Genomic DNA, 21,287 nt, shown 5'->3' with positions numbered 1-21,287 from the left:
TGAGGCTACAGCCTGAGCCACTGCAGCACGGCGCTGTCCGCGGCTTCGTGCAAGCCGGGCACGCGCACCAATGCGTTGGCTTTCGCCAGATTGCCGAGCATGTGCGAAGCCTGGCCGCCCAGGGCCTGCAACTGCAGCTGCGCCTCCGCATCCGCGCTGACGACGGCACGCATCCAGAAGGTCTTGTCCGGTAGACGCTTCAGCGTCAGCGGCGCCCGTACCGAGTTCCAGCGCGCCTTGGGATCGAGCCCCTGCATCGCATCCAGCGTGCTGCGGACATAGACCAGCAGATTGGCCATCACCGATGCGGGATTGCCCGGCAGGCCAAACAGCACCGCCTGACCCTTGCGGGCGACATACATCGGCATGCCCGGCTTCTGCGCGATCTTCCACAGCACACGCTCGGCACCGAGCGTTTCGCAGACCTTGGGAATGAAATCGAAATCGCCGACCGACACGCCGCCGGTCGTCAGCACCAGATCGGCATCGTCGAACGCGCGCGTCAGTGCGTCATGCAAGCGCTCCTCGCAATCGGCGACGTGCTCGACACGCAGCGGCGAGCAATCCCATTCGGCGAGCTGCGCTTCGAGCAGAGGACCATTCGCATCGGCAATCTGTCCCGGCCGTCGCGGCTGGCCGGCCGCGACGACTTCATCGCCGGTGATCAGCACCACCACGCGCGGCCGGCTGCGCACGCTGACTTCCGTCACGCCGGCCATGGCCAGCGCTCCGACCAGTCCCGGCGTCAGCAGCGCACCGCTGCGCGCGATGACGGCACCGGCCCGCAATTCCTCACCGGCCTGACGGATGTCCGCCCCCATCGCGACGCTGTCGACGATGACGACCGAGTCGCTGTACGGCCGCTGCGTCAGTTCCTGACGCACGACCGTATCGGCGCCGAGCGGCAGCATGCCGCCAGTGAAGATGCGCGCCGCGGTCTGCGGCTGCAGCACCGGAATGCGTTCCTGCGCGGATGCGGTGATCTGTTGCGTCAACGGCAGCGCCAGCGGCGCGCCGGCGATGTCGATGTGACGGACGGCGTAGCCATCGACCGCGCTTTGCGTGAACGGCGGCAGGTCGCAGGCGCTCTGCGCCGGGGCTGCCAGCACGCGCTGGCGCGCTGCGGCCAGGGGCATCCGCAGACTGCCCAGCAGCGGCGTCGCCGCGAGGATGCGATCGAGCGCATCGCTGACTTCTATCATCGGAATCTCTGCAAGCTGATGTCGAGTCAGCTGGCCGGCTGCATTTAGCAGTGAGCACGGAGGGTTGTCGTACTCACCCTCCTCCAGTGCAGCCGGCCAGCAGACAGGAACGCGGTGACGGGTGGCCGGCGTTCATCGCCTAGCCTCCGAGGTGATGCATGGTGATCGGCCGCTCGACCTGACCGGGACTCGCGATGTAGCCGATGTCCTTGTGCCAGACGCGCAGGCGGACCAGTTCCGCGAGGGATGCGGGGTCGGCCATCAGCGTGGCGCGCAGATCATGATCCCGTTCAGAGAACAGGCAGCTGTACAGCGCACCGCGCGCATCGACGCGCAGGCGGTCGCAGCTGGCGCAGAACGGCTTGGAGATCGTCGAGATGACGCCGATGCGATAGCCGTCGGCGAGTTCGTAATAGCTGGCCGGATCGTGGCCGCGCGGAATCGCGGTCAGCGTGCCGAGCGGCTGCAGGCTGTCGAGGATTTCCGCTTCGCTGACGACGCGCTCGCGGCTCCAGTCGCGACGGCCGTCGAGCGGCATGAATTCGATGTAGCGCAGCGGCAGGCCGGCCTGCTGCGCCCAGCGCGCCAGCGGCAGCACCTGGTCCTCGTTGTAGTCGCGCACGACAACGCAGTTGAGCTTGACCGGCAGGCCGGCGCTCTGCGCGGCGGCAATGCCGCGCAGCACGGCATGCACATCGCCGCGGGTCAGGCGCTTGAAGGTGTCGGCGTCGATGGCGTCGAGGCTGATGTTGAGATCGTCGAGGCCGGCGGCCTTGAGCTCGGCCGCGTAACGCGGCAGCAGGCCGCCGTTGCTGGTCATCGCGATGCGCTCGAGGCCGAGCGGGCGCAAGGCATTCAGTTCGCGGACGATCTCCACGACATCGCTGCGCAGCAGCGGCTCGCCGCCGGTCAGGCGCAGTTCGGTGATGCCCAGGTCGCGGATGAAGACCCGCGCCAGCTCGACGAGCTCGGCGCGCGACATCAGCTCCGCGCGCGGCAGCCAGGTCGGCTTGTCCGGCATGCAGTACAGGCAACGCAGGTTGCAGCGGTCGGTCAACGACAGGCGCAGCTTGCGCTTGGTGCGGCCGCGGGCATCGCGCAGCACCGCAACCGTGGATGCCCCGATGAATGGCAGTGCATTGCCCATCAGTGCGTGAGCTCCGCCAAGGCCAGATCCTGCGGCGTGTTCAAGTTCAGCGGCGCATCGCCATACAGCCAGGCCATCGCATGGCGCTCCTGCCAGCGCAGCAGGCTGCTCTCGCCGGCGGCGAGATACTGTTCCGCATCGCCGACCAGATCGACGCGCAGCAGACAGATCGTCGGATGAGCGCGCACCCCGTCATGCAGAACGACGATATCGGCGTCCTGCTCGATGGCGACGGCCATGAAGCGCTCGGCGAGATCGTCCGGCAGGTTGGGCGCATCGCAAGGCGCGCACAGCAACCAGGGATTGCTGGCAACCAGCATCAGTCCGCGCAGGCCCGCCAAAGGGCCGGCGCCCAGGGTGTCGCGGATGACGCGCAGGCCCAGATCCGCGTAGCGCTCGGTGTTGCGGTTTGCCGAAACCAACAGTTCGTCGGCCTGCGATTGCAGGCTGTCGATCACGTACTCGATCAGCGGGCGGCCGTTGAACGGCAGCCAGCCTTTGTCGGCGCCGCCATGTCGCCGACCCTCACCGCCGGCGAGGATGCCGGCGGTGATATTGGATGCTCGCGCCATGGCTCAGGCCTGAGCCAGAGTTCCGCTGCTGGTACTCGTGCTCGCTATACGCCGTGCTTCGACGGCTTCCGCGTAAAGATCCGCCTCGCGCGACTTGTGCTCGGCGCTGAAGCGCACCGCGATCGCGCAGACCGCGCAGCAAACGACGGCGATGCCCATGATGGTGAGGCCGCTCTGCGTGTCGACCGCGCCTTTCATCATGAAGCCGGCAGCCACCGCACCGACGTTGCCGCCAGCACCGATGATGCCGGCGACGCCGCCCAACGCATTTCGATCGATGAAAGGCACGAGGCTGTAGGTCGCGCCGCAGGCCATGTGGGTGAAGAGGCCGAAGATCAGCATCATCGTCACCGCGACCGCGAGCGAATCGCTCATCGACCAGGCGATCAGGCCAATGCCCTCGCCGACGATCAGCGCGAACAGCAGCAGCGTACGGCCATCGAGTCCGCGCGTCTTGGCGATGCGATCCGACACATAGCCGCCGAGCGCACGGGCGAACAGCGCGAGCAGGCCGAAGCTGCCCGCACACAGGCCGGCGGTCTTCAGATCCAGCTTGAAGGTGTCGACGTAGTAGATCGCCGCCAGGTTGTGGATCGTGATCTCGACGCCGAAGCTGGCGGCGTAAACCATGAACAGCATCCACACGCGGTAGTTCGCGCAGGCCTGCTTGAACGAAGCCCAGCCGCCTTTCTTGCCAGAGCTGATCTCGGCACCCTGCTTGCGCAGCTCGATGATGTTGCCTTCCGGCGTGTCCTGCGTGAACTTCCAGTAGACGCCGGCCATGACGATCATCAGCACACCGGGCACCACCAGCGCCAGACGCCAGCCGAAGGCCTGCTCGACGCCGAGCGTGACGATGGCCGCCAGCAGCAACGGCATGATCGCCTGAGCGAAGCCGCCGCCGGCGTTGCCCCAGCCCGCCGCCGCGGCATTGGCGGCGCCGACGACGTTCGGCGCGAACATCACCGAGGTGTGGTACTGGGTGATGACGAAGCTCGCACCGATCGCGCCGATGCACAGGCGGAAGAACAGGAAGCCTTCATAGGATTCGACCGTCGCGACGCCGATCACCGGCAGCGCACCGATGAGCAGCAGCGCGGTATAGGTGAGACGCGGTCCGAAGCGGTCGCACAGCGGGCCGATGATCAGGCGCACCAGGATGGTGACCGCGACCGCGGCAATGTTCATGTTGGCGATCTGGTCCTTGCTCAGACCGAACTCGCCCTTGATCAGGGGCATCAGCGGTGCAATCGCAAACCACGCGAAGAAGCACACGAAGAACGCCATCCAGGTGACGTGGAAGGCACGCATCTGCGGCGTGCTGAAGCTGAACAGGTCGATGCGGACTGCTTTGGCGGATGAGGACACGACACAACTCCGAGTTGTCGGGAGCGGGCGCCGTTGTCCGCATCGTTACAGAGCCATCGTTGGCCCTTGTTGTTAACGAGCAAAGGGCGTGCCATATGACAGCGCAATGACAGCCTCTGCGGGTGCTCAGCTGGTTTCGGCCAGTTCCGCGCGCGTCAGCGTGATCAGCGATTTCAGTTCGGGCACGCAGGAACCGCAGTTGGTCCCGCAGCGCAGCTTGGCGCCGAGCGCCTCGGCGCTGTGCAGGCCTTCGCGGATCGCCGCGCAGATCACATTGCGGCCGACCCCGAAACAGGAACAGACCAGCGGCCCCGGATCGGCGCCCGGCTGGGCCGGCTGGCCGACCATCAGGCCGACGCGGTCGATGTCTTCGAGTACCGGCTGCAGGAACAGCCCGGACAACCATTCGCGCGCCGGCAGGTCGTCCGTGCGTGGCGAGACGAACACGCAGGCCTCGATGCGATCGTCGATCAGGTGTGCAGCGCGGTACTGCTGCTCCGACGCGTCGCTGGCCTCGATCCAGTCGGCGTCTTCGCCGACGCCGAGCTGCGTACGCGCCCATTGGCTCCAGTCCTCGATCTGTCCGCGGCCGGCGATCTCGTAGCGGAGGAATTGCTCGCCCTGGATCGCCGTCCACCAGATCGCGCCGCTGGCGGCGTTCATCGGCAGCGGCTGACGCGACAGCACGAAGCCGTACCAGTCGACATGGAACGGTTCCAACCGTGCCGGCGTGTGCTTGAACTCCGGCTCGCCAGACACCGGATCGACGACCGGGTTGACGATGCTGCCGACCCGCGCGTCCGACGCGTTCTGGTCGTTCCAGTGAATCGGCATGAACAGCTGGCGGCGCGACTGCTCCGTTGTGGTGCGCACACGCACCACGCAACGACCCCAGCGCGTCTGCACGATCCCCAAGCGTCCGTCCTTGACGCCGCACAGCAGCGCATCGTGCGGATGCACGTCCACCTGCGGCTCGGGGCGATGGCCCGACAGACGCGCCGAGCGGCCGGTGCGCGTCATCGTGTGCCATTGATCGCGCAGGCGTCCGGTATTGAGCACCAGCGGCCAGTCGTCGTCCGCGGCATGCACGGGCTTGCGCGGCCGCAGCGCAAGCAGGCGTGCGCGGCCATCGGACGTCGTGAACATGCCGTCGGCGTAAGGGCGCACCGAACCGGTTCCCAGGCAAGGCCATTGCTGCGGCTGAAGCTTCTCGTAGGCCTCGGCCCCCAGCCCGCACAGCGCAACGAGATTGAAGACCCGCGGCATGCGCTGCTGCTCGAACGCGGACAAGCGCGCATGCTCATCGAAGATTTCGTGGGCGGCGCTGTAGCTGAAGGCCTCGACGTGGCCCATCCGCCGGCCGACTTCGGACAGCGCCCACCAGTCCGGCTTCGCGGCACCCGGCCACGGCAGGAACGCACGCTGACGCGACAGCCGGCGTTCGCTGTTGGTGACCGTGCCGTCCTTCTCGCCCCAGGCCAGCGCCGGCAACAGCAGATCGGCCTCGACGGTCGTGTCGGTATCGCGCAGCACATCGGATACGACGACGAACTCGCAGCGGCGCAGCGCCTCGCGCGCCTTGTCCGCATTCGGCAGGCTGACGAGCGGGTTGGTGCCCATGATCCATACGGCCTTGACCTTGCCGTCGTGGATTGCGTCGAACAGATCGACGGCCTTCAGGCCCGCGCGCTGGGCGATGCGCGGCGAGGACCAGAAGCGCTGCACCATCTCGCGATGCGCCGCGTTGTCGATGTCGAGATGCGCAGCGAGTTGATTGCTCAGGCCGCCGACCTCACGCCCGCCCATCGCATTGGGCTGGCCGGTGATCGAGAACGGCCCCATGCCGGGCTTGCCGATGCGGCCGGTCAGCAGATGGCAGTTGATGATGCTGTTGACCTTGTCGGTGCCGGCGCTCGACTGGTTGACGCCCATCGAGAACATCGTGACGACGCGCTCGGTGCGCGTAAACAGTTCGTAGAACTCGCGCAGCGCCGCTTCGGTCAGCCCGCAGGTTCGCGCCACATGCGCGAGGCTGCCCGTGCTGTTGGCCGCCATCTCGACGCTCGCCGCGGCGCCGCTGGTGTGGCCGCCGACGAAGGCCTGATCGGTGGCGCCATGCTCATGCAGATACGCCAGCAGGCCGTTGAACAGCCAGACATCGGTGCCCGGCTGCACCGGCAGATGCATGTCGGCGGATTCGCAGGTCGCGGTGCGGCGCGGATCGACGACGACGATCTGCATCTGCGGGCGCGCCTGCTTCGCCGCGAGCATGCGCTGGAACAGGATCGGGTGGCACCAGGCCGTGTTCGAGCCGACCAGCACGATCAGGTCGGCGCGTTCGAGATCGTCGTAGTCGACCGGCACGATGTCTTCGCCGAACGCGCGCTTGTGGCCGGCTACCGCCGACGACATGCACAGCCGCGAGTTGGTGTCGATGTTGGCCGTGCCGATGTAGCCCTTGACCAGCTTGTTGGCGACGTAATAGTCCTCGGTCAGCAGCTGGCCGGACACGTACAGGGCGACGGCGTCGGGACCATGCTGATCGATGATGCGATTGAACTCGCCGGCGACTTCGTCCAGCGCGGATTCCCAGCTCACCGCATTGAGCACACCGTCCGCGGCGCGGCGCATCGGCTCGAGCAGGCGGCCGTGCAGGCCCAGCGTTTCACCGAGTGCCGAGCCCTTGACGCAAAGGCGGCCGGCGTTCGCCGGGTGCTGCGGGTCGCCGATGACGACCGCCGACTGCGCGCCGCTCGGCGTCGCCCTGACCCCGCAGCCAACCCCGCAGTACGGGCAAGTCGTCGATATCGTGGCACTCACGCAGCGGCGCCCGCGTAGCTCTGACCGAACAACAGCGCCTTGCGCAAACGTCCGAGATCCTTGTCGGCCGACAGCAGTTCGAAGTACCAGCTGGCATCGCGCGTGTCGCCATACAACACGGCACCGGCGAGACGTCCCTGCTTGATCACCAGGCGCTTGTAGATGCCGCGCCGCGCATCGCGGAACACCAGGTCCTCGCAGTGTTCGCCGCCGTCGAACTGGCCGGCCGAGTACAGATTCACGCCGGTGACCTTGAGGCGCGTCGCGATCACCGAGCCTTCGTAGCGGGCCTCCGCATCGCCGGCCATGCGCCGTGCCCAGATCGCGGCCTGCTCATACAGCGGCGCGACGAGCCCGTAGCAGGTCTTGCGATGCTGCGCGCATTCGCCCAGGGCGGCGATATGCGGATCGCTGCTCTGCAGATGATCGTCGACGACGACGCCGCGCTCGCAGCTCAGGCCGCTGCTGCGCGCCAGGTCGGCGTTCGGCACGATGCCCGCGGCCATGACGACCAGGTCGGCCGGAATCTCCGTGCCGTCGGCAAAACCAACCGCACGCACATTGGTCCGACCGAGCACTTCCTTGGTCTGCGCCGGCATGTGGAAGCGCAGGCCCTGTTTCTCCAGATGCGCACGCAGCAGTTCCGACGCCGGCGTGTCGAGCTGGCGTTCGAGAATGCGGTCCATCAGATGCACGACGGTCACGCGCATGCCGCGCTTCATCAGACCGTAAGCTGCTTCAAGACCGAGCAGGCCGCCGCCGATGACGACGGCGTAGCGACGGTCCTGCGTCGCCTTGATCATCGTCTCGACGTTGGCGATGTCGCGGAAGCCGACCACGCCAGGCAGCTCCTTGCCGGGCACCGGCAGGATGAACGGCTTCGATCCGGTCGCCAGCAGCAGATGGTCGTAGTGCATCAAGTTGCCGTCGGCGGTGCGCAGCGCCTGCGCCTGCTTGTCGATCTCGACGACCGCCGCGCCGCGGCGCAGCTCGATGCCGCGCTCGGCATACCAGGCCGGCGGATGCGTGACGATGTCGGCCACCTTCTTTTCGCCGGCGAGCACCGGCGACAGCATGATGCGGTTGTACGCGCCATGCGGCTCCTCGCCGAAGACGCTGATGTCGTAACGCTTCGGCGCGCGCTTGTGCAACTCCTCGAGCGCACGCGCGGCGGCCATGCCGTTGCCGACGACGGCGATGCTTTCGCGGGTCACGCGCGTTCCTTGACCAGGATCATGCCGTCATGGACGAGCACCGGAAACGCCGGGACGGTCAGCGCCTCATCCTCGAGGCAGCGGCCGTCGCGCAGGCTGTAGTGCTGCTTGTAGACCGGCGAGGCGACGACCGGCTCGTTCAGCAGGTCACCGACCAGGCCGCGCGACAGCACGTTGGCACCCGACTTCGGATCGTGGTTGCTCAGCGCATAGACCTGATCGGTGGCCGCGGCATCGTCGGCGCAGACGCGGAACACCGCGACCTGATCGTTGCCGACCTTGGCGCAGACACCGGTGTTCGGCACGATCTCGTTGACGCGGCAGACGTACACCCAGCGCGTCGCCGCCGCCATCGTTGCACTGGCCTCGGCGATCATGACTCGACCTCGACGGTGCGCTTGCGTTCGGTCGGCTTGATCGGCCGGATCTGCCCACGCTCGTCGACGAACTGGATGTTGGTGTCGGTTTCCGCCGAGTTGATGTAATGGCGGAAGCGCTTGAGCGTGCCCGGATCGTCGATCGCCTTGGCCCATTCGCAGGCATAGCTGTCGACCAGGCGCTGCATGTCGGCTTCGAGCTCGGCGCCGATGCCGAGGCTGTCCTCGAGCACGACCTTCTTCACGTAGTCGATGCCGCCCTCGAGGTTGTCGAGCCAGGTGCTCGTGCGCTGCAGGCGGTCGGCGGTGCGGATGTAGAACATCAGATAGCGGTCGATCATGCGTACCAGCGTCTCGCTGTCGAGATCGGTGGCGAGCAGCGACGCATGGCGCGGCTTGATGCCGCCGTTACCGGAGACGTAGAGATTCCAGCCCTTCTCGGTGGCGATGACGCCGACGTCCTTGCTCTGCGCCTCGGCGCATTCGCGCGTGCAGCCGGACACCGCAAACTTGAGCTTGTGCGGCGCGCGTACGCCGCGGTAGCGCTCCTCGATGTGGATCGCCATGCCGACCGAGTCCTGCACGCCGAAGCGGCACCAGGTGCTGCCGACGCAGGACTTCACGGTGCGTACCGCCTTGCCGTAGGCGTGGCCGGACTCGAAACCGGCCTCGACCAGATCGCGCCAGATCAGCGGCAGCTGCTCGACGCGCGCGCCGAACAGGTCGATGCGCTGGCCGCCGGTGATCTTGGTGTAGAGATTGAAGCGCTGCGCGACGCGGCCTAGAACGATGAGTTTTTCCGGCGTGATCTCGCCGCCAGGGATGCGCGGCACGACCGAGTAAGTGCCGTCCTTCTGCATGTTCGCCAGGTAATAGTCGTTGGTGTCCTGCAACGACGCGTGCGTACCCTTGAGGATGTGCTCGTTCCAGCACGAGGCGAGGATGCTGCCGATCGCCGGCTTGCAGATGTCGCAGCCGCGGCCGCGGCCATGGCGCGCGAGCACGGTCGCGAAATCCTTCAGCTCGCCGACGCGGATCAGGTGGAACATCTCCTGCCGCGTGTGGGCAAAGTGCTCGCAGAGGTTGTTGTCGACCGCGACGCCCTGGCGCTTGAGCTCGGCGTCGAGAATCTGCTTGACCAGCGTCGAACAGCCGCCGCAGGTGGTCGCCGCCTTCGTGCACTTCTTCAGTGCGCCGATCGTCGTCGCGCCGCCGCTGACGGCGTCGCACAGCGAGGCCTTGGTGACGTTGTTGCAGGAGCAGATCATTGCGGTCGCCGGCAGCAGGTCGACACCGAGCCCCTTGGGCGCGCCGCCTTCCCGCACCGGCAGGATCAGGTCTTCCGGATGATCCGGCAGCGGGATCGCGTTGAGCGCGAGCTGCAGCAGGTTGCCGTAGTCGTTGGCATCACCGACCAGCACCGCGCCGAGCAGGGTCTTGCGGTCGGCGCTGATCACCAGCTTCTTGTAGTGACCGGCCACTTCATCGGTGTACAGAAGGTTCAGCGAATCCGGCGTTGCGCCATGCGCATCGCCGATGCTGGCGACGTCGACGCCCATCAGCTTCAGCTTGGTGCTCATGTCGGCACCCACGAAGCTGCCGCTCTGACCAAGCAGGTCCTTTGCTGCAGCCTCGGCCATCTGGTAACCCGGCGCGACGAGGCCGAAGATCTTGCCGTTCCACAGCGCGCACTCGCCGATCGCGTAGATCGCCGGATCGGACGTCCGGCAGCGGTCGTCGACGACGATGCCGCCGCGCTCGCCGACCGTCAGCCCGCAATCGCGGGCGAGCTGGTCGCGCGGGCGGATGCCGGCGGAGAACACGATGACGTCGGTGTCGAGCTGGCTGCCGTCGGCGAAGACCATGCGGTGCGTCGTCGCCTCGCCGTCCTCGATGCGCTGCGTGTTCTTCTGCGTATGGACGCCGACGCCGAGCGCTTCGATCTTGCGCCGCAGCAGGCGTCCGCCCATGTCGTCGACCTGTACCGCCATCAGGCGCGGCGCGAACTCGACGACATGCGTCTGCAGGCCCAGATCGGCCAGCGCCTTCGCCGCTTCGAGGCCGAGCAGGCCGCCGCCGACGACGGTGCCGATCTTCGCGTTCTGCGCCGATGCGCGGATCGCGTCGAGATCCTCGATCGTGCGGTACACATGGCACTGCGGCCGATCCTTGCCGGGCAGCGGCGGCACAAACGGGTACGAGCCGGTCGCGAGCACCAGCAGGTCGTAGCCGAGTACATGGCCCAGCGTGGTCGTCACGGTGCGCGTGTCGCGATCGATGCTCGCGGCCGCTTCGTTGAGGCGCAGCACGTGTCCGCTGCGCTCGAAGAAATCGGCTTCGACCAGCGACAGCTCATCGGCGCTGGAAGCACTGAAATAGGACGTCAGATGGACGCGATCGTAGGCGGCGCGCGGCTCTTCGCAGAGCACCGTGATCTCGAGACTCTGTTCGCTCTCCAGGCACTGCAACAGCTTGTGGCCGACCATGCCATGGCCGATCACCAGCAGCTTCTTGCGTGCGGGTCGTGGGGCTGAACCTTCGAACATTGCCTTATGTCTCCTGTGCCGGGCGCCAGATCACCGGCCACAAAAAAGCGCCCTGGCACGGAATGCAGCTTTTTTCCGTACACAAGACGCCGTTGTCGGGAGCGCGCTCATCAGGGCGCGCCGTGCGCGACCGTCGTTGGCCGCGCCCCTTCAGTAAAGCAATCCCTATGCCATAGGCGCTACGTAGGAAGATGGCGCTGTGAATGCGACGACCGCACCACGGCGGCGCGGCTTTCTGCTTCATGGCAGTGCAGCGCGCCTCCGATCGGAGCATGACGGGTTCAGTCCGGACGCTTTCCGGGATCGAACGCGGCGCCGCTGAAGAAGCGGTCCGCCGGCAGATTCAGCTGGCCCTGACTGCTCGCGCAGTCGTAGCTGGCGGCCTGGCCGCCTTCGACCCGCGAATCGGCGATCGGTGTCGCCAGGCCCAGGCTGTGCGCGGCCTGACGATAGAGATCGGGCCGGTACGCGCGTTCGGCAATCTCGCCGAACGGCGTCGAGGCGTCGCAGTGCTTCCAGCGCCGCATCTGTTCGAGCAGCCACAGCGCGTGAGAACGCCAGGGAAAACCGGCGGCACCGCTGTGAAAGCGGATGCCGGCCAGCGAGTCGACGAGCACCTCGTGTTCCACATTCAATGCGCCGCTGGCGATCATCCAGTCCGCCGCCTGGCCATGGTGGCGCGGCTCGTCGAGCCAGACCGCCGCCGCGATCAGCGCGCGCAACAATGCCTGCAGGGTCAGCGGATGCGTGTCGGCCATCGCCGCGGTCACGCCGAAGACCTTGTCCGGGCCGCCGTTCCAGAGTTCCTGCTTGCCGAACAGGATGCGGCCGTAATGCTGGCGCTGCGCGAGCTGCGGCCAGGGACTGCCGCAGTAGAAACCGTCGATGCGGCCACTGCGCAGGTGCTCGAGCATCAGCGGCGGCGGCACGACGACCAGATTCAGATCCTGATCGGGCAGCAGCCCGACGCTGTCCAGCCACCAGCGCAGTTCGTAATGATGCGTGGAATGCGGAAAGACATGCGCCAGCGTCAGCGGCGGCGCGCTGCCGCGATCCGCCTCGATCACCGCCTTCAGCGCCTTTGCCCAGGCCAGCGGATCGGCCGGTTGGCCCTGAGCCTGCAAACGGTCGAACAGCTGCGAAGAGACGCAGAGACTGGCGCCGCCCTGATTGAGCGCCGCTATAGCCACCGTCGGCTGCAGCAGCGGATCGAGGCCGAGGCTGGACGCCAGCGGCATCGGCGCCAGCATCTGCGCGCCGTCGAGCACGCCGGTCGCCAGCTTGTCGCGGATGCTGGCCCAAGAACGTTCGACCGAAAGTTCGATCGCCAGGCCTTCGCGCGCGAAGAAACCGCCCGCCTGTGCCACCACCAGCGGCGCGGCGTCGACCAGCGGCATCAGGCCGAGCGTCAGCGCCGGCTGTTCCAGCTTGCCGCGACTATTCATAAGGAGTGCGCTTCATATGAGTTCCGCCGCCGCGATCAGCACGCGCGCGGCTTCGCCGATGCGGATGTTGCGGTCCATCGCCAGCTTGCGCAGCTGCTCGTAGGCGGCGTCTTCGCTCATGCCGCGGCGGGCCATCAGCAGGCCCTTGGCGCGATCGATGTCGCGACGGTCGGCGAGGCGCGACTTGGCATCCTGCAGTTCTTCGACCAGCGCGCGGTGCTCGTGGAATCGCGCGATCGCCACCTCGATGACCGAGCGCAGCCGCGACGGTACCAGGCCATCGACCACGTAGGCGCTGACGCCGGCGCGCAGCGCACGCCGCGTGGTGTCGGCATCGCTGTGGGCGGCAAACATGACGACCGGCCGCGGCACATCGCGGGTCACCTGCGACAGCGACTCCAGCGTGTCGCGGGTCGGCGCATCGACATCAATCAGCACGATCTCCGGCGCATGGCGCTTCACCGCGTCGAGCAGGTCGGCTTCCGCCGCCAGGCGGGCGACGACTTCATGACCGTCGTCGCTGAGCGCGCGATGCAGCATCGTCAATCGGCTTTGGTCGTCGTCGACCAGCATTACGCGCATGGGATGTATCGAGTCGGTGCAATGTGCATTCGGAGTGCGTCAACGCAAGTTCTATGCCGGATGCCCAATCGCAGTGCAGTGCTTCGAGGCAAGAGTAACTTTTGGTGCGTTCGCAAATGGACTAAGTGGCTGTATTTCATCTACTTCAGGTGTTGGCACGCGTTTCGCTTATCCACATTCGCTGTACAGACCGTGGCAACGCTGCCGCTTCATTCCCATGAGTGATCAAGGTCAACGAATTTTCTCTCGGACAAAGGCGTCCGCTGCGTGTACTGCAGCAGGGGCTCCTTTAGTGCGCCGCTGTCTGCAACGGTCAGGGACAGACAGGGTGCATGAGCAAGCGTGGCGAACGGATCGGACTGATGGCAGCGCAACCCGCACTGCGTAGCGCCGACCGTGGGCGCCTCCGCGTCATGCTGGTCGATGACGACACTTCGCGCGCCGCCTTCGTGACCCAGGCCCTGCACGCCAGCGGCTATGACGTCGTCGCGCGCATGCGCGCCACCGAGGATCTGCCGGCCGCCGTGCGTCGGGTCCAGCCCGACGTGATCCTGGTCGACATGGACAACCCGGCGCGCGATGTCATCGACGGCTGCGCGGCAATCTCCCAGCAGGTGCCGCGGCCGATCGTGTTCTTCGCGCACAACTCCGACACCGAGACCATTGCCGAGGCGGTGCGCGCCGGCGTCAGCGCCTACGTCGTCGACGGCATGGCCGAACACCGCCTCAAGCCGATTCTCGACGTTGCCATCGCGCGCTTCCTCGAACACCAGAAGCTGCGCGACGAACTCGACAACATGCGCACGCGCCTGGCCGACCGCCGCGACGTCGAGCGCGCCAAGTCGATGCTCGCGCGCATGCGCAAGCTCGACGAGGCACAGGCCTATGCGCTGCTCCGACGCAGCGCGATGGCGCAGCGCGTGACGATCGGCGAAGCCGCACGCATCGTCATCGCAGCGGCGAATCTGCTCGACGGCTCGCTCGATCACCAGCCGGGCGGAGATCTCCCATGAGATCGTCGCTGCCGTTCGCCCCGGAGGTCCATCATCTGACGGTCGGCCACATGCCGCTGCTGGATGCGGCACCGCTGCTGTGGGCCGAGCATCGCGGCTACTTCCGCGCCGCCGGGCTCGACGTCACCCTGGTCCGCGAAGTGTCGTGGGCGAGCCTGCGCGACCGGCTGGCCTATGGCGCGCTCGATGCCGCGCAGTGCCTAGCGCCGATGCCGATCGCCGCAACCCTCGGCGCCGACCGCGTCGGCGTACCCATGGTCACCGGCCTGTGCCTGTCGCAGGGCGGCGCGGCGATCACGCTGTCGCGCAGCATGGCGATCCGCATCGGCTTCGAGCCGAAGATGACCGCCGTCGAAAGCGCGAAGGCGCTCGGCAACTATCTGAGCCACGGCGGCAAGGCGCGCCTGGCGCACGTGTTCCCGTACTCGATGCACCACTATCTGCTGCGCGAATGGCTCGCGCTCGGCGATGTGCCCGAGCACACGCCGGGCCTGGAAATCAGCGCCGCGCCGCCGCCGCAGATGGTGCGCCTGCTGGAAAGCGGCACGGTCGACGGCTTCTGCGTCGGCGAGCCCTGGAACACCGCCGCGGTGCGCGGCGGCCTGGGCGTCGTCATCACGCCGACCAGTGCGATCTGGGACGGCGGCGCCGACAAGGTGCTTGGCGTCACCCATGAGTGGGCGCAGCGGTATCCGAACACGCATCGCGCGTTGATCGTCGCCGTCATGCGCGCATTGCAGGAGCTGTCGAGCCGCGACGTTTCCGCCGAGCTCACCGACCTGCTGCTGCAGCGTGAAGTGCTGTCGGTGCCGGCGGCATGGATCGAATCGGCGCTGCGTGGCGACGGCATCGGCAGCACGCCGCGCTTCTCCGCCGGCCTGCAGGCTTTCCCGCGCCGCTCTCAGCTGATGTGGTGCGCGCTGCAGATGCTGCGCTGGCGCCAGTGGCAGAAGCCGCTCGACATGCAGCGGCTGACGACCGCAGTCTGCGACGGCGCGGCGTTCTGCGATGCGGCCAGTGCGCTCGGCCTGCCGAAGCCGGCGGTCGATGCGATTCGCGAGGGCGCAGGCTCGGTCGCGTTCGGTGCCGACGGCGCCACCGTGGAGAGCCGCTTCATCAGCGGCAGCGAACTCGATCCCGACAATCCGGCGGGCTATCTCGCCGCGCGCGGCTGGGAGATGGCCGCGGCGCAACAGCTGTTGACCGGGACGTCGTGATGAACCCGCGTCGCAGCGCGTCGATCCTGCTGGGCAGCGCGGCAGCGCTGCTGAGCCTGGCCGCAGCCGGCGCTGACGTCACGACCGACGGCCTGCTCGATCGCGCGGTGGAGCTCGAAGCGCAGACGCGCGCCGGCTCCGCGGTCAGCGACGGCATCCAGATCTATGTCGCCAACACGGTGCCCGACTGGGAGCTGATCGAGCTTGAGCTGACGCTGAAGGATCTGCCCGCGCGGCGCTATTCCTACAGCCCGATCGAAGGCCGCGCGCTGAACGGCGGCGGCCTGCATCGCCTCGCATCGCTGAGTGCCGACACGACGCCGCGCAGCGGCCTCGTCGAATACTTCATCCGCGAACGCAACACCAGCCGCGCCGTGAAGCCGGTCCGCGGGCGCATCCAGATCGAGCTGGTTCCCGGCGCCACTCAATATCTCGTCGAGCTGCGCGACCGGACACTGAGCCGTCCGGAGCTGAGCTGGACCGCGACGCCGAGCCGGGTCGATGCCGAGCTGCGCTACGCCGATTTTCTCGACGCCAGTACACACACTGCGCGCGCCGCCTTCGTGCGGGCTGCCTACGGGGCCGGCTACATCACGACGGCGAAACCGGTCGTCGATCCGGCACGCGTCGCGCAGTTCAATGCAGCCCTTGTTTCCGCAACGCCCGTCACGCTGCAGCAGCTCGCGGAAGTCGATCCCGAGGACAGTCTGGGCTGGGCGCTGCGCGACCGCGCGAACCTGCGCCTCGGCTATCTGCAGTTACGCGCCGGCGCACCGGACATGGCAGCCCAGGCTTTCCAGCGCGTTCGCAGTCCGGGGCCGAACTCCAATGCCGCGTTGCTCGGCTACGGCTGGGCGCGCCTGATCCCGCCGTCGGCACCGAATGCGGCGGCAATGTATCTGGCGACGACGCAGCTGCGCCCCGGCGACGACAATGCCGTTGCCGAAGCCCGCCGCACCACGCCGTTCCGTTACGTCAATGCGGTCGCCCACGACAACCGTGCCGGCGATCTGCGCAAGGCCCTGGTGCCCTGGGGCGAACTGATCGGCCGCGATCCGACCGATCCCGCGGTGCAGGAGGGCCTGCTCGCGCTGGCCTATGCGCACGGCCATCTCGGTGCACACGCGCAGGCCGACGCGTATTTCCGCCGCGCGGTCAGCCAGCTCGAATCGCTGATCGCTCATTACGCCGGCGCCGAGCGCGATATCGCCAACGATGGACTGGCGCGACTGTGGACGCAGACCGGCAATGCCGACAATGGCTGGCCGGGCTGGATGTCGGTCATGCCGGAACCGCGCTGGTGGCTGACCGATCCGCCGAACGCGCCGTCGACGTTCTATTTCGATCGCCTGATCGCCAGCCCGGATTTTCTGCGCGATCTCGATGCCTTGCTCGCGGTGCGCGAGCTGCAGGATCTGCTCGCCGTGCAGGCGCAGAAGCTGCAGGCCACCGCCCCCGCCTCGCTGAGCGCGGCCAATGCGCAGCTGCGCAAGGAGTCCGAAGTTCTGGCGGGCCGCTACCAATCGGCGCTGCGCCAGCGCGCGCTCGATCAGCTGCGTGGCCAGCGCCACGTCGCCGAGCAGTATCTCGTCGAAGCCAGCTTCGCCCTGGCGCGCATGGTCGATGCGCCGGAAGCCTTTACTGAAGGAATGGTCCAGTGAACACGACCAGGCTCACCCCTTTCGCGCTGAGCCTGTGGGTGCTGGCGCTCGGCAATGCCTACGCGGCACCTGCTTCGACGGTCGCCGACGTCACGTTCAGCAACAGCGAAGACTTCAGCAGCAAGCTGCTCGGCAAGTCGCCGAGCATCCTGCGCGTCACCGAGTCGGCACCGCTGCCGGCCAACGCCCGCGAGGCGATTGCCAACTACGACCGCGTCGCCGGGCTGTCGGCGATCCGCTCGCCGATGCGTGCCGAATCGCTGCGCCGCGCGGCCTACCTGCGCCTGCGCATGGTCGAGAGCGAAGTCGGCGGCCCCGAAGAACTCGCCATGGCGATCACGCAGTACCGCCAGGTGCTGAGCGAAATGCCGGACGATCCGGCCAACGATCTGGCGCTGTACCAGCTCGCACGCGCCGAGCAGCTCAACGGCAACAACGACCAGATGGTCACCTTGCTCGCCGAGCTGGAGCGCCGCTATCCGAAATCCCTGCTGCGCGCCGATGCGCTGTTTCGCGCCGCGGAGACCTTGTATCTCGCGAAGGACTACGAAGAAGCCGAGACGCAGTACCGGCGCCTGCTCGACATCGGCGAAGCCGCGCCGCAGTTCGAAGCCGCGCAGTACAAGTACGGCTGGACCCTGTATCAGCAGGGCAAGTACGCCGATGCGGTGCCGGTGTTTGTCGCCATCCTGACGCGCACCCTGCCTGGCGGCGAACCGGCCCAGTTCTCCAGCGCGGTGCCGGTGGCCGGCAGCAACGAGACGATGACCGAGAGCCTGCGCGTCGTCGGTCTGTCGTTCGCCGCACTGGGCGGCGGCGCCGCGATCAATCGCTATCTGGAAACCCATCCGCAGCCGCCTTTCTTCGTCAGCCTGTATGCATCGCTCGGCGCGCAGTTGCTGGATCTGCGCCGCTACAGCGAAGCGGCGCAGACCTACACGGCCTTTGTCGAACGCTATCCGAAGCATCGCCTGGCGCCGGCTTTCGACGAGCAGGCCATCGTCGCCTATCGCGATGGCGGCTTCAGCGAGCCGATGCTCAATCTCAAGCAGCGCTTCATCGCGCGTTACGCACCGGGCGCGGACTACTGGGCGGACCGCGCTGCGGATCCAGGCACGCTCGCGCTGGTCAGGACCCAGCTCGGCGAACTCGCGGCGCTGGCGCACGCCAATGCCCAGTCGATTCCGGCCACCGCGGGCGCGCAGCGCAAGCAGGCTTATGCCATTGCGGCGGACTACTACCAGCGCTCCCTGGCGCTGTTCCCGGACGATCCGGCCGCGCCACAAACCACGCTGCTGCTCGCCGACAGCCTGCTCGATGCCGGACAGTACAGCGCCGCAGCCGAGCAGTACACGCGCAGCGCCTATGAATATCCGGCACACGCCAAGACCACCGAAGCCGCCTACGCCGCGGTGCAGGCCTGGCAGCAATTTGCCGACAGCAGCACCGGCGCGACGCGCACGACGGCGCTGCAGTCGGCGATCGGCAGCAGCCTGCAGCTGGCCGAGAAGCTGCCGACGCATCCGCAGAAGCTCGCCGCGCTGACCAGCGCCGCGCAGAACCGCTACGAACTGCGCGACTATCCGGCGGCGATCAACCTCGCGCAGAGCATCATCGCCGCCGGCGCCAGCGCGGCGCAGCAGCGCATCGCCTGGACGGTCGTCGCCGACGCGCAGTTCGCGCAGGCCGACTATGTCGCTGCGGAGGCCGGCTACCGGCAGCTGCTCGCGCAAGGCAGCTCGGCGGGCGAAGCCGTCCGCACGCAATGGTCGGAGCGCCTGGCGGCCAGCCTTTACAAGCGCGCGGAAGTCGCGCGCAGCGGCGGCCAGCTGCGCGAGTCGGCGGGTCTGTTCGAGCAGGCCGCGCTCGCGTCTCCGGATGCGAAGGTCCGTGCGTCGGCGGATTACGATGCCGCGGCCGCGTACTTCGACCTGAGCGACTGGACCGCGAGCCAGCGCAGCCTTGAGCGCTATCTCGCGCGCAATGCCGATCATGCGCTCGCCGCAGACGCGGAAAGCAAACTCGCCGTCGCCTATGAGCGCGGCGGTCAGCTCGCCGCGGCGGCCGCAGCCTACCAGCGCGTTGCGATGCGAACGACGACGGCAGCCGATCTGCGCCGCGAGGCCAGCTGGCTCAGCGCCAGCCTGTACGACCGCGCGCAGGCTCGCGGCAATGCGATGGCTGCATACAGCCAATACGTCAGCAGCTATCCGCAGCCCCTGCTCGCCGCGCAGAAGGCGCGCCAGCGGCTGGCCGAGTACAACAAGAGCTCGCCCGAACAGGCCGCTCAGTGGCTGCAGGAAATCGTCGATGCCGACCAGCGCAACGGTTCGCGTGAAGCGGAATCGCGCCAGCTGGCGGCGGCGGCGAGCCTGCAACTGGGGCGCAATGCAGCCATCGCGCTGGCTCGCATGCCGTTGCGCGGTTCGCTGAAGGACAGTCTGGCGCAACGCATCACCCGCACCAAGGCGGCCGTGGCCTTCCTCGATCGATCGGCGGCTTATGGTTTTGCCGACACGACGACCGCCGCGAGTTACGAACTCGGCGCGCTGTATCTGGAACTCGGACGCGCGCTGCTCGCATCGGAACGGCCGGCCGGTCTGAGTGCGGAAGAGCGCGAGCAGTATGAGCTGCTGCTGGAAGAGCAGGCGTATCCGTTCGAGGAGCAGGCGATCGCCGCTTTCGAGAACAACCTGTCGCGACTGAACCAGGACATCTGGAACGAATGGGTCAACCGCAGCGCAGCCGCATTGGCGACCCTGGTCCCGGTGAAGTACGGCAAGCAGGACCAACGCGAGATGAGCTATGACGCCCTGTTCTGATGCAAAAATCGTCGCGCGCGGCCTGGTGTTGGGCCTGTGCTTGCTGCTCGGCGCCTGCGCCTCGGCCGCACCGGCACGGAGCATGCCGACCAAGGCGCCGCCACTGCCGGCGGCGACCAGTTCAAATGCGCAACAGCAGTTCGCCGCGGCGCTCAAGCTGATGAAGAGCGGCGACCGCCCCGCCGCGCGCGACGCCTTCCTCGAACTGCATCGCGCACACCCGACCTTGTCCGGGCCGCTGACCAATCTGGGCATTCTCTATGCGCAGCTCGGCCAACGCGGCGAAGCGATGTCGGCTTTCGCCCGCGCGGCGACGGTCAATCCGGACAATGCGGTTGCTCACAACTGGCTCGGCAGCCTGTATCGCGAAGGCGGCGACTTCCAGCGCGCCGAGACCGAGTACAAGCAGGCGCTGCGGGCTGAGCCGGACTACGCGGCGGCGCATCGCAACCTGGGACTTCTTTATGAAGTGTCTCTGCGCCGGCCGCAGGAAGCGCTCGCGCACTATCGCGAGGCACAGCGGCTGAACGCCGGCGACAACGTGATGCTGAGCGCCTGGATTCACAACCTCGAAAGCACCGCCGGTGTCGACGTGGCCGGAGCCAGCCGATGAGAGGCGCGCTCTATTTCGCCGCGCTGCTGAGCGTTCTGAGCCTGAGCGCGATGGCAGCGGAATCCGTCGGCACCGACAGCGGCACGACGATCATCGGTGAACAGGAAGCGGCGGTCGGCCTGTATCTGACGCCCTGGCGCGAGGAACTTGCGAGCGACGTCGATCGTGCACCAAGACTGTACGAGGCCTCCGGCGACGCCGTCGAAGCGGCGGATCTGCAACGCCAGGTCGATGTGCGCGAAAGCATGGATGCGTATTGGCGCCTGCGTTTGTTGCGCCGCTGATCCGCTTCGCGGTGCAACCGCACCAATTTGGACCCGAAGTCCGCGCTGCACGACACCAATCATTCATTTCTATCGCTGATTTGGCGGCATTGCGTTAAGAAACTTGCGTCTATCGTCGTCTGCGGCAGCGCAACAAACTTGGCACAGCGTTTGCAACAAATAATTCAACCGCCTCGATATGGCGCCGCAGTAAGCAAACCGATCGGCCACAGACGCCCGATCAACTAAAAGGACATCGAAGTCCACGCATGGCCCAGCGGCCGTTCGTGGACTTTTTTTTTGCGCGATCCGCCATCTCCCGGTGTGCAGATCGTGGAGGTGGAAAGTCCGCTTGCAAAGGGATCGGGGGACGCGACTCGCCGCGCTGGCAGTGAGCCGCAGACGTCTGCACAGAAAGCAGATTT

General features: G+C 67.2%; 16 protein-coding genes. 6 read left to right on the top strand and 10 right to left on the bottom strand.

Annotated features, from left to right (window positions below; all coding sequences use genetic code 11):
- Nucleotides 1-5: 5 nt before the first annotated feature.
- The 10 genes from AC3WUF_RS01900 to AC3WUF_RS01855 form a co-directional block, all read right to left on the bottom strand.
- Nucleotides 6-1,202, bottom strand: coding sequence for a molybdopterin molybdotransferase MoeA (locus AC3WUF_RS01900; RefSeq protein ID WP_492421862.1), 1,197 nt, complete (start codon nt 1,200-1,202; stop codon nt 6-8).
- 139 nt (nt 1,203-1,341) lie between these two features.
- A complete protein-coding gene (moaA, locus tag AC3WUF_RS01895) occupies nt 1,342-2,349 on the bottom strand; it encodes a GTP 3',8-cyclase MoaA (protein ID WP_492421860.1) in 1,008 nt (335 codons plus the stop codon).
- A complete protein-coding gene (gene mobA, locus AC3WUF_RS01890) occupies nt 2,349-2,921 on the bottom strand; it encodes a molybdenum cofactor guanylyltransferase MobA (protein WP_492421858.1) in 573 nt (190 codons plus the stop codon). Before mobA ends, moaA begins: the two co-directional genes overlap by 1 nt.
- Before the next feature lie 3 nt (nt 2,922-2,924).
- Nucleotides 2,925-4,232 (bottom strand): NarK family nitrate/nitrite MFS transporter, encoded by a 1,308-nt coding sequence (locus tag AC3WUF_RS01885; RefSeq protein WP_492423525.1) that lies wholly within the window; start codon nt 4,230-4,232, stop codon nt 2,925-2,927.
- A 183-nt stretch (nt 4,233-4,415) separates the two neighbouring features.
- The gene (locus tag AC3WUF_RS01880) at nt 4,416-7,109 is read right to left on the bottom strand and encodes a nitrate reductase (RefSeq protein WP_492421856.1); all 2,694 of its coding nucleotides are present in this window, start codon (nt 7,107-7,109) and stop codon (nt 4,416-4,418) included.
- Nucleotides 7,106-8,287, bottom strand: coding sequence for an NAD(P)/FAD-dependent oxidoreductase (locus AC3WUF_RS01875; protein ID WP_492423523.1), 1,182 nt, complete (start codon nt 8,285-8,287; stop codon nt 7,106-7,108). The genes AC3WUF_RS01880 and AC3WUF_RS01875 overlap by 4 nt, the downstream gene beginning before the upstream one ends.
- 32 nt (nt 8,288-8,319) lie before the next feature.
- The gene (gene nirD, locus AC3WUF_RS01870; protein ID WP_492421854.1) at nt 8,320-8,700 is read right to left on the bottom strand and encodes a nitrite reductase small subunit NirD; all 381 of its coding nucleotides are present in this window, start codon (nt 8,698-8,700) and stop codon (nt 8,320-8,322) included.
- Nucleotides 8,697-11,246, bottom strand: coding sequence for a nitrite reductase large subunit NirB (gene nirB / locus AC3WUF_RS01865; protein WP_492421852.1), 2,550 nt, complete (start codon nt 11,244-11,246; stop codon nt 8,697-8,699). The genes nirD and nirB overlap by 4 nt, the downstream gene beginning before the upstream one ends.
- 281 nt (nt 11,247-11,527) lie before the next feature.
- Complete coding sequence (locus AC3WUF_RS01860; RefSeq protein ID WP_492421850.1) at nt 11,528-12,691, bottom strand: CmpA/NrtA family ABC transporter substrate-binding protein; 1,164 nt, start codon at nt 12,689-12,691, stop codon at nt 11,528-11,530.
- Nucleotides 12,692-12,703: 12 nt separating this feature from the next.
- The gene (locus tag AC3WUF_RS01855; protein WP_492421848.1) at nt 12,704-13,273 is read right to left on the bottom strand and encodes an ANTAR domain-containing response regulator; all 570 of its coding nucleotides are present in this window, start codon (nt 13,271-13,273) and stop codon (nt 12,704-12,706) included.
- A gap of 362 nt (nt 13,274-13,635) precedes the next feature.
- Between AC3WUF_RS01855 and AC3WUF_RS01850 the strand changes: the two genes are divergently transcribed.
- The 6 genes from AC3WUF_RS01850 to AC3WUF_RS01825 are packed head-to-tail and all read left to right on the top strand — an operon-like array spanning nt 13,636 to nt 20,883.
- On the top strand, nt 13,636-14,286 hold the full coding sequence (locus AC3WUF_RS01850) for an ANTAR domain-containing response regulator (RefSeq protein ID WP_492421846.1): 651 nt from the start codon (nt 13,636-13,638) through the stop codon (nt 14,284-14,286).
- Nucleotides 14,283-15,503 carry an ABC transporter substrate-binding protein gene (locus tag AC3WUF_RS01845; protein ID WP_492421844.1) on the top strand — a complete coding sequence of 407 codons (1,221 nt, stop codon included), beginning with the start codon at nt 14,283-14,285 and terminating at the stop codon, nt 15,501-15,503. The genes AC3WUF_RS01850 and AC3WUF_RS01845 overlap by 4 nt, the downstream gene beginning before the upstream one ends.
- On the top strand, nt 15,503-17,164 hold the full coding sequence (locus AC3WUF_RS01840) for a tetratricopeptide repeat protein (RefSeq protein WP_492421842.1): 1,662 nt from the start codon (nt 15,503-15,505) through the stop codon (nt 17,162-17,164). Before AC3WUF_RS01845 ends, AC3WUF_RS01840 begins: the two co-directional genes overlap by 1 nt.
- Nucleotides 17,161-19,986 carry a tetratricopeptide repeat protein gene (locus AC3WUF_RS01835; RefSeq protein ID WP_492421840.1) on the top strand — a complete coding sequence of 942 codons (2,826 nt, stop codon included), beginning with the start codon at nt 17,161-17,163 and terminating at the stop codon, nt 19,984-19,986. The genes AC3WUF_RS01840 and AC3WUF_RS01835 overlap by 4 nt, the downstream gene beginning before the upstream one ends.
- On the top strand, nt 19,970-20,599 hold the full coding sequence (locus AC3WUF_RS01830; protein WP_492421838.1) for a tetratricopeptide repeat protein: 630 nt from the start codon (nt 19,970-19,972) through the stop codon (nt 20,597-20,599). The genes AC3WUF_RS01835 and AC3WUF_RS01830 overlap by 17 nt, the downstream gene beginning before the upstream one ends.
- Nucleotides 20,596-20,883 (top strand): hypothetical protein, encoded by a 288-nt coding sequence (locus tag AC3WUF_RS01825; protein WP_492421836.1) that lies wholly within the window; start codon nt 20,596-20,598, stop codon nt 20,881-20,883. Before AC3WUF_RS01830 ends, AC3WUF_RS01825 begins: the two co-directional genes overlap by 4 nt.
- Nucleotides 20,884-21,287: the final 404 nt, after the last annotated feature.

The organism is Fontimonas sp. FW305-C-3 (assembly GCF_058783185.1).
Note: the sequence above shows the minus strand (reverse complement) of the source record. Positions and strands in the feature narration are given on the sequence as shown.

Excerpts from the sequence above, each read along its gene's own strand:
- AC3WUF_RS01900 (WP_492421862.1), bottom strand. The coding sequence starts at position 1,202 with ATGATAGAAGTCAGCGATGCGCTCGATCGCATCCTCGCGGCGACGCCG.
- moaA (WP_492421860.1), bottom strand. The coding sequence starts at position 2,349 with ATGGGCAATGCACTGCCATTCATCGGGGCATCCACGGTTGCGGTGCTG.
- mobA (WP_492421858.1), bottom strand. The coding sequence starts at position 2,921 with ATGGCGCGAGCATCCAATATCACCGCCGGCATCCTCGCCGGCGGTGAG.
- AC3WUF_RS01885 (WP_492423525.1), bottom strand. The coding sequence starts at position 4,232 with ATGCGTGCCTTCCACGTCACCTGGATGGCGTTCTTCGTGTGCTTCTTC.
- AC3WUF_RS01875 (WP_492423523.1), bottom strand. The coding sequence starts at position 8,287 with ATGGCCGCCGCGCGTGCGCTCGAGGAGTTGCACAAGCGCGCGCCGAAG.
- nirD (WP_492421854.1), bottom strand. The coding sequence starts at position 8,700 with ATGATCGCCGAGGCCAGTGCAACGATGGCGGCGGCGACGCGCTGGGTG.
- nirB (WP_492421852.1), bottom strand. The coding sequence starts at position 11,246 with ATGTTCGAAGGTTCAGCCCCACGACCCGCACGCAAGAAGCTGCTGGTG.
- AC3WUF_RS01860 (WP_492421850.1), bottom strand. The coding sequence starts at position 12,691 with ATGAATAGTCGCGGCAAGCTGGAACAGCCGGCGCTGACGCTCGGCCTG.
- AC3WUF_RS01855 (WP_492421848.1), bottom strand. The coding sequence starts at position 13,273 with ATGCGCGTAATGCTGGTCGACGACGACCAAAGCCGATTGACGATGCTG.
- AC3WUF_RS01850 (WP_492421846.1), top strand. The coding sequence starts at position 13,636 with ATGGCAGCGCAACCCGCACTGCGTAGCGCCGACCGTGGGCGCCTCCGC.
- AC3WUF_RS01845 (WP_492421844.1), top strand. The coding sequence starts at position 14,283 with ATGAGATCGTCGCTGCCGTTCGCCCCGGAGGTCCATCATCTGACGGTC.
- AC3WUF_RS01840 (WP_492421842.1), top strand. The coding sequence starts at position 15,503 with ATGAACCCGCGTCGCAGCGCGTCGATCCTGCTGGGCAGCGCGGCAGCG.
- AC3WUF_RS01830 (WP_492421838.1), top strand. The coding sequence starts at position 19,970 with ATGACGCCCTGTTCTGATGCAAAAATCGTCGCGCGCGGCCTGGTGTTG.
- AC3WUF_RS01825 (WP_492421836.1), top strand. The coding sequence starts at position 20,596 with ATGAGAGGCGCGCTCTATTTCGCCGCGCTGCTGAGCGTTCTGAGCCTG.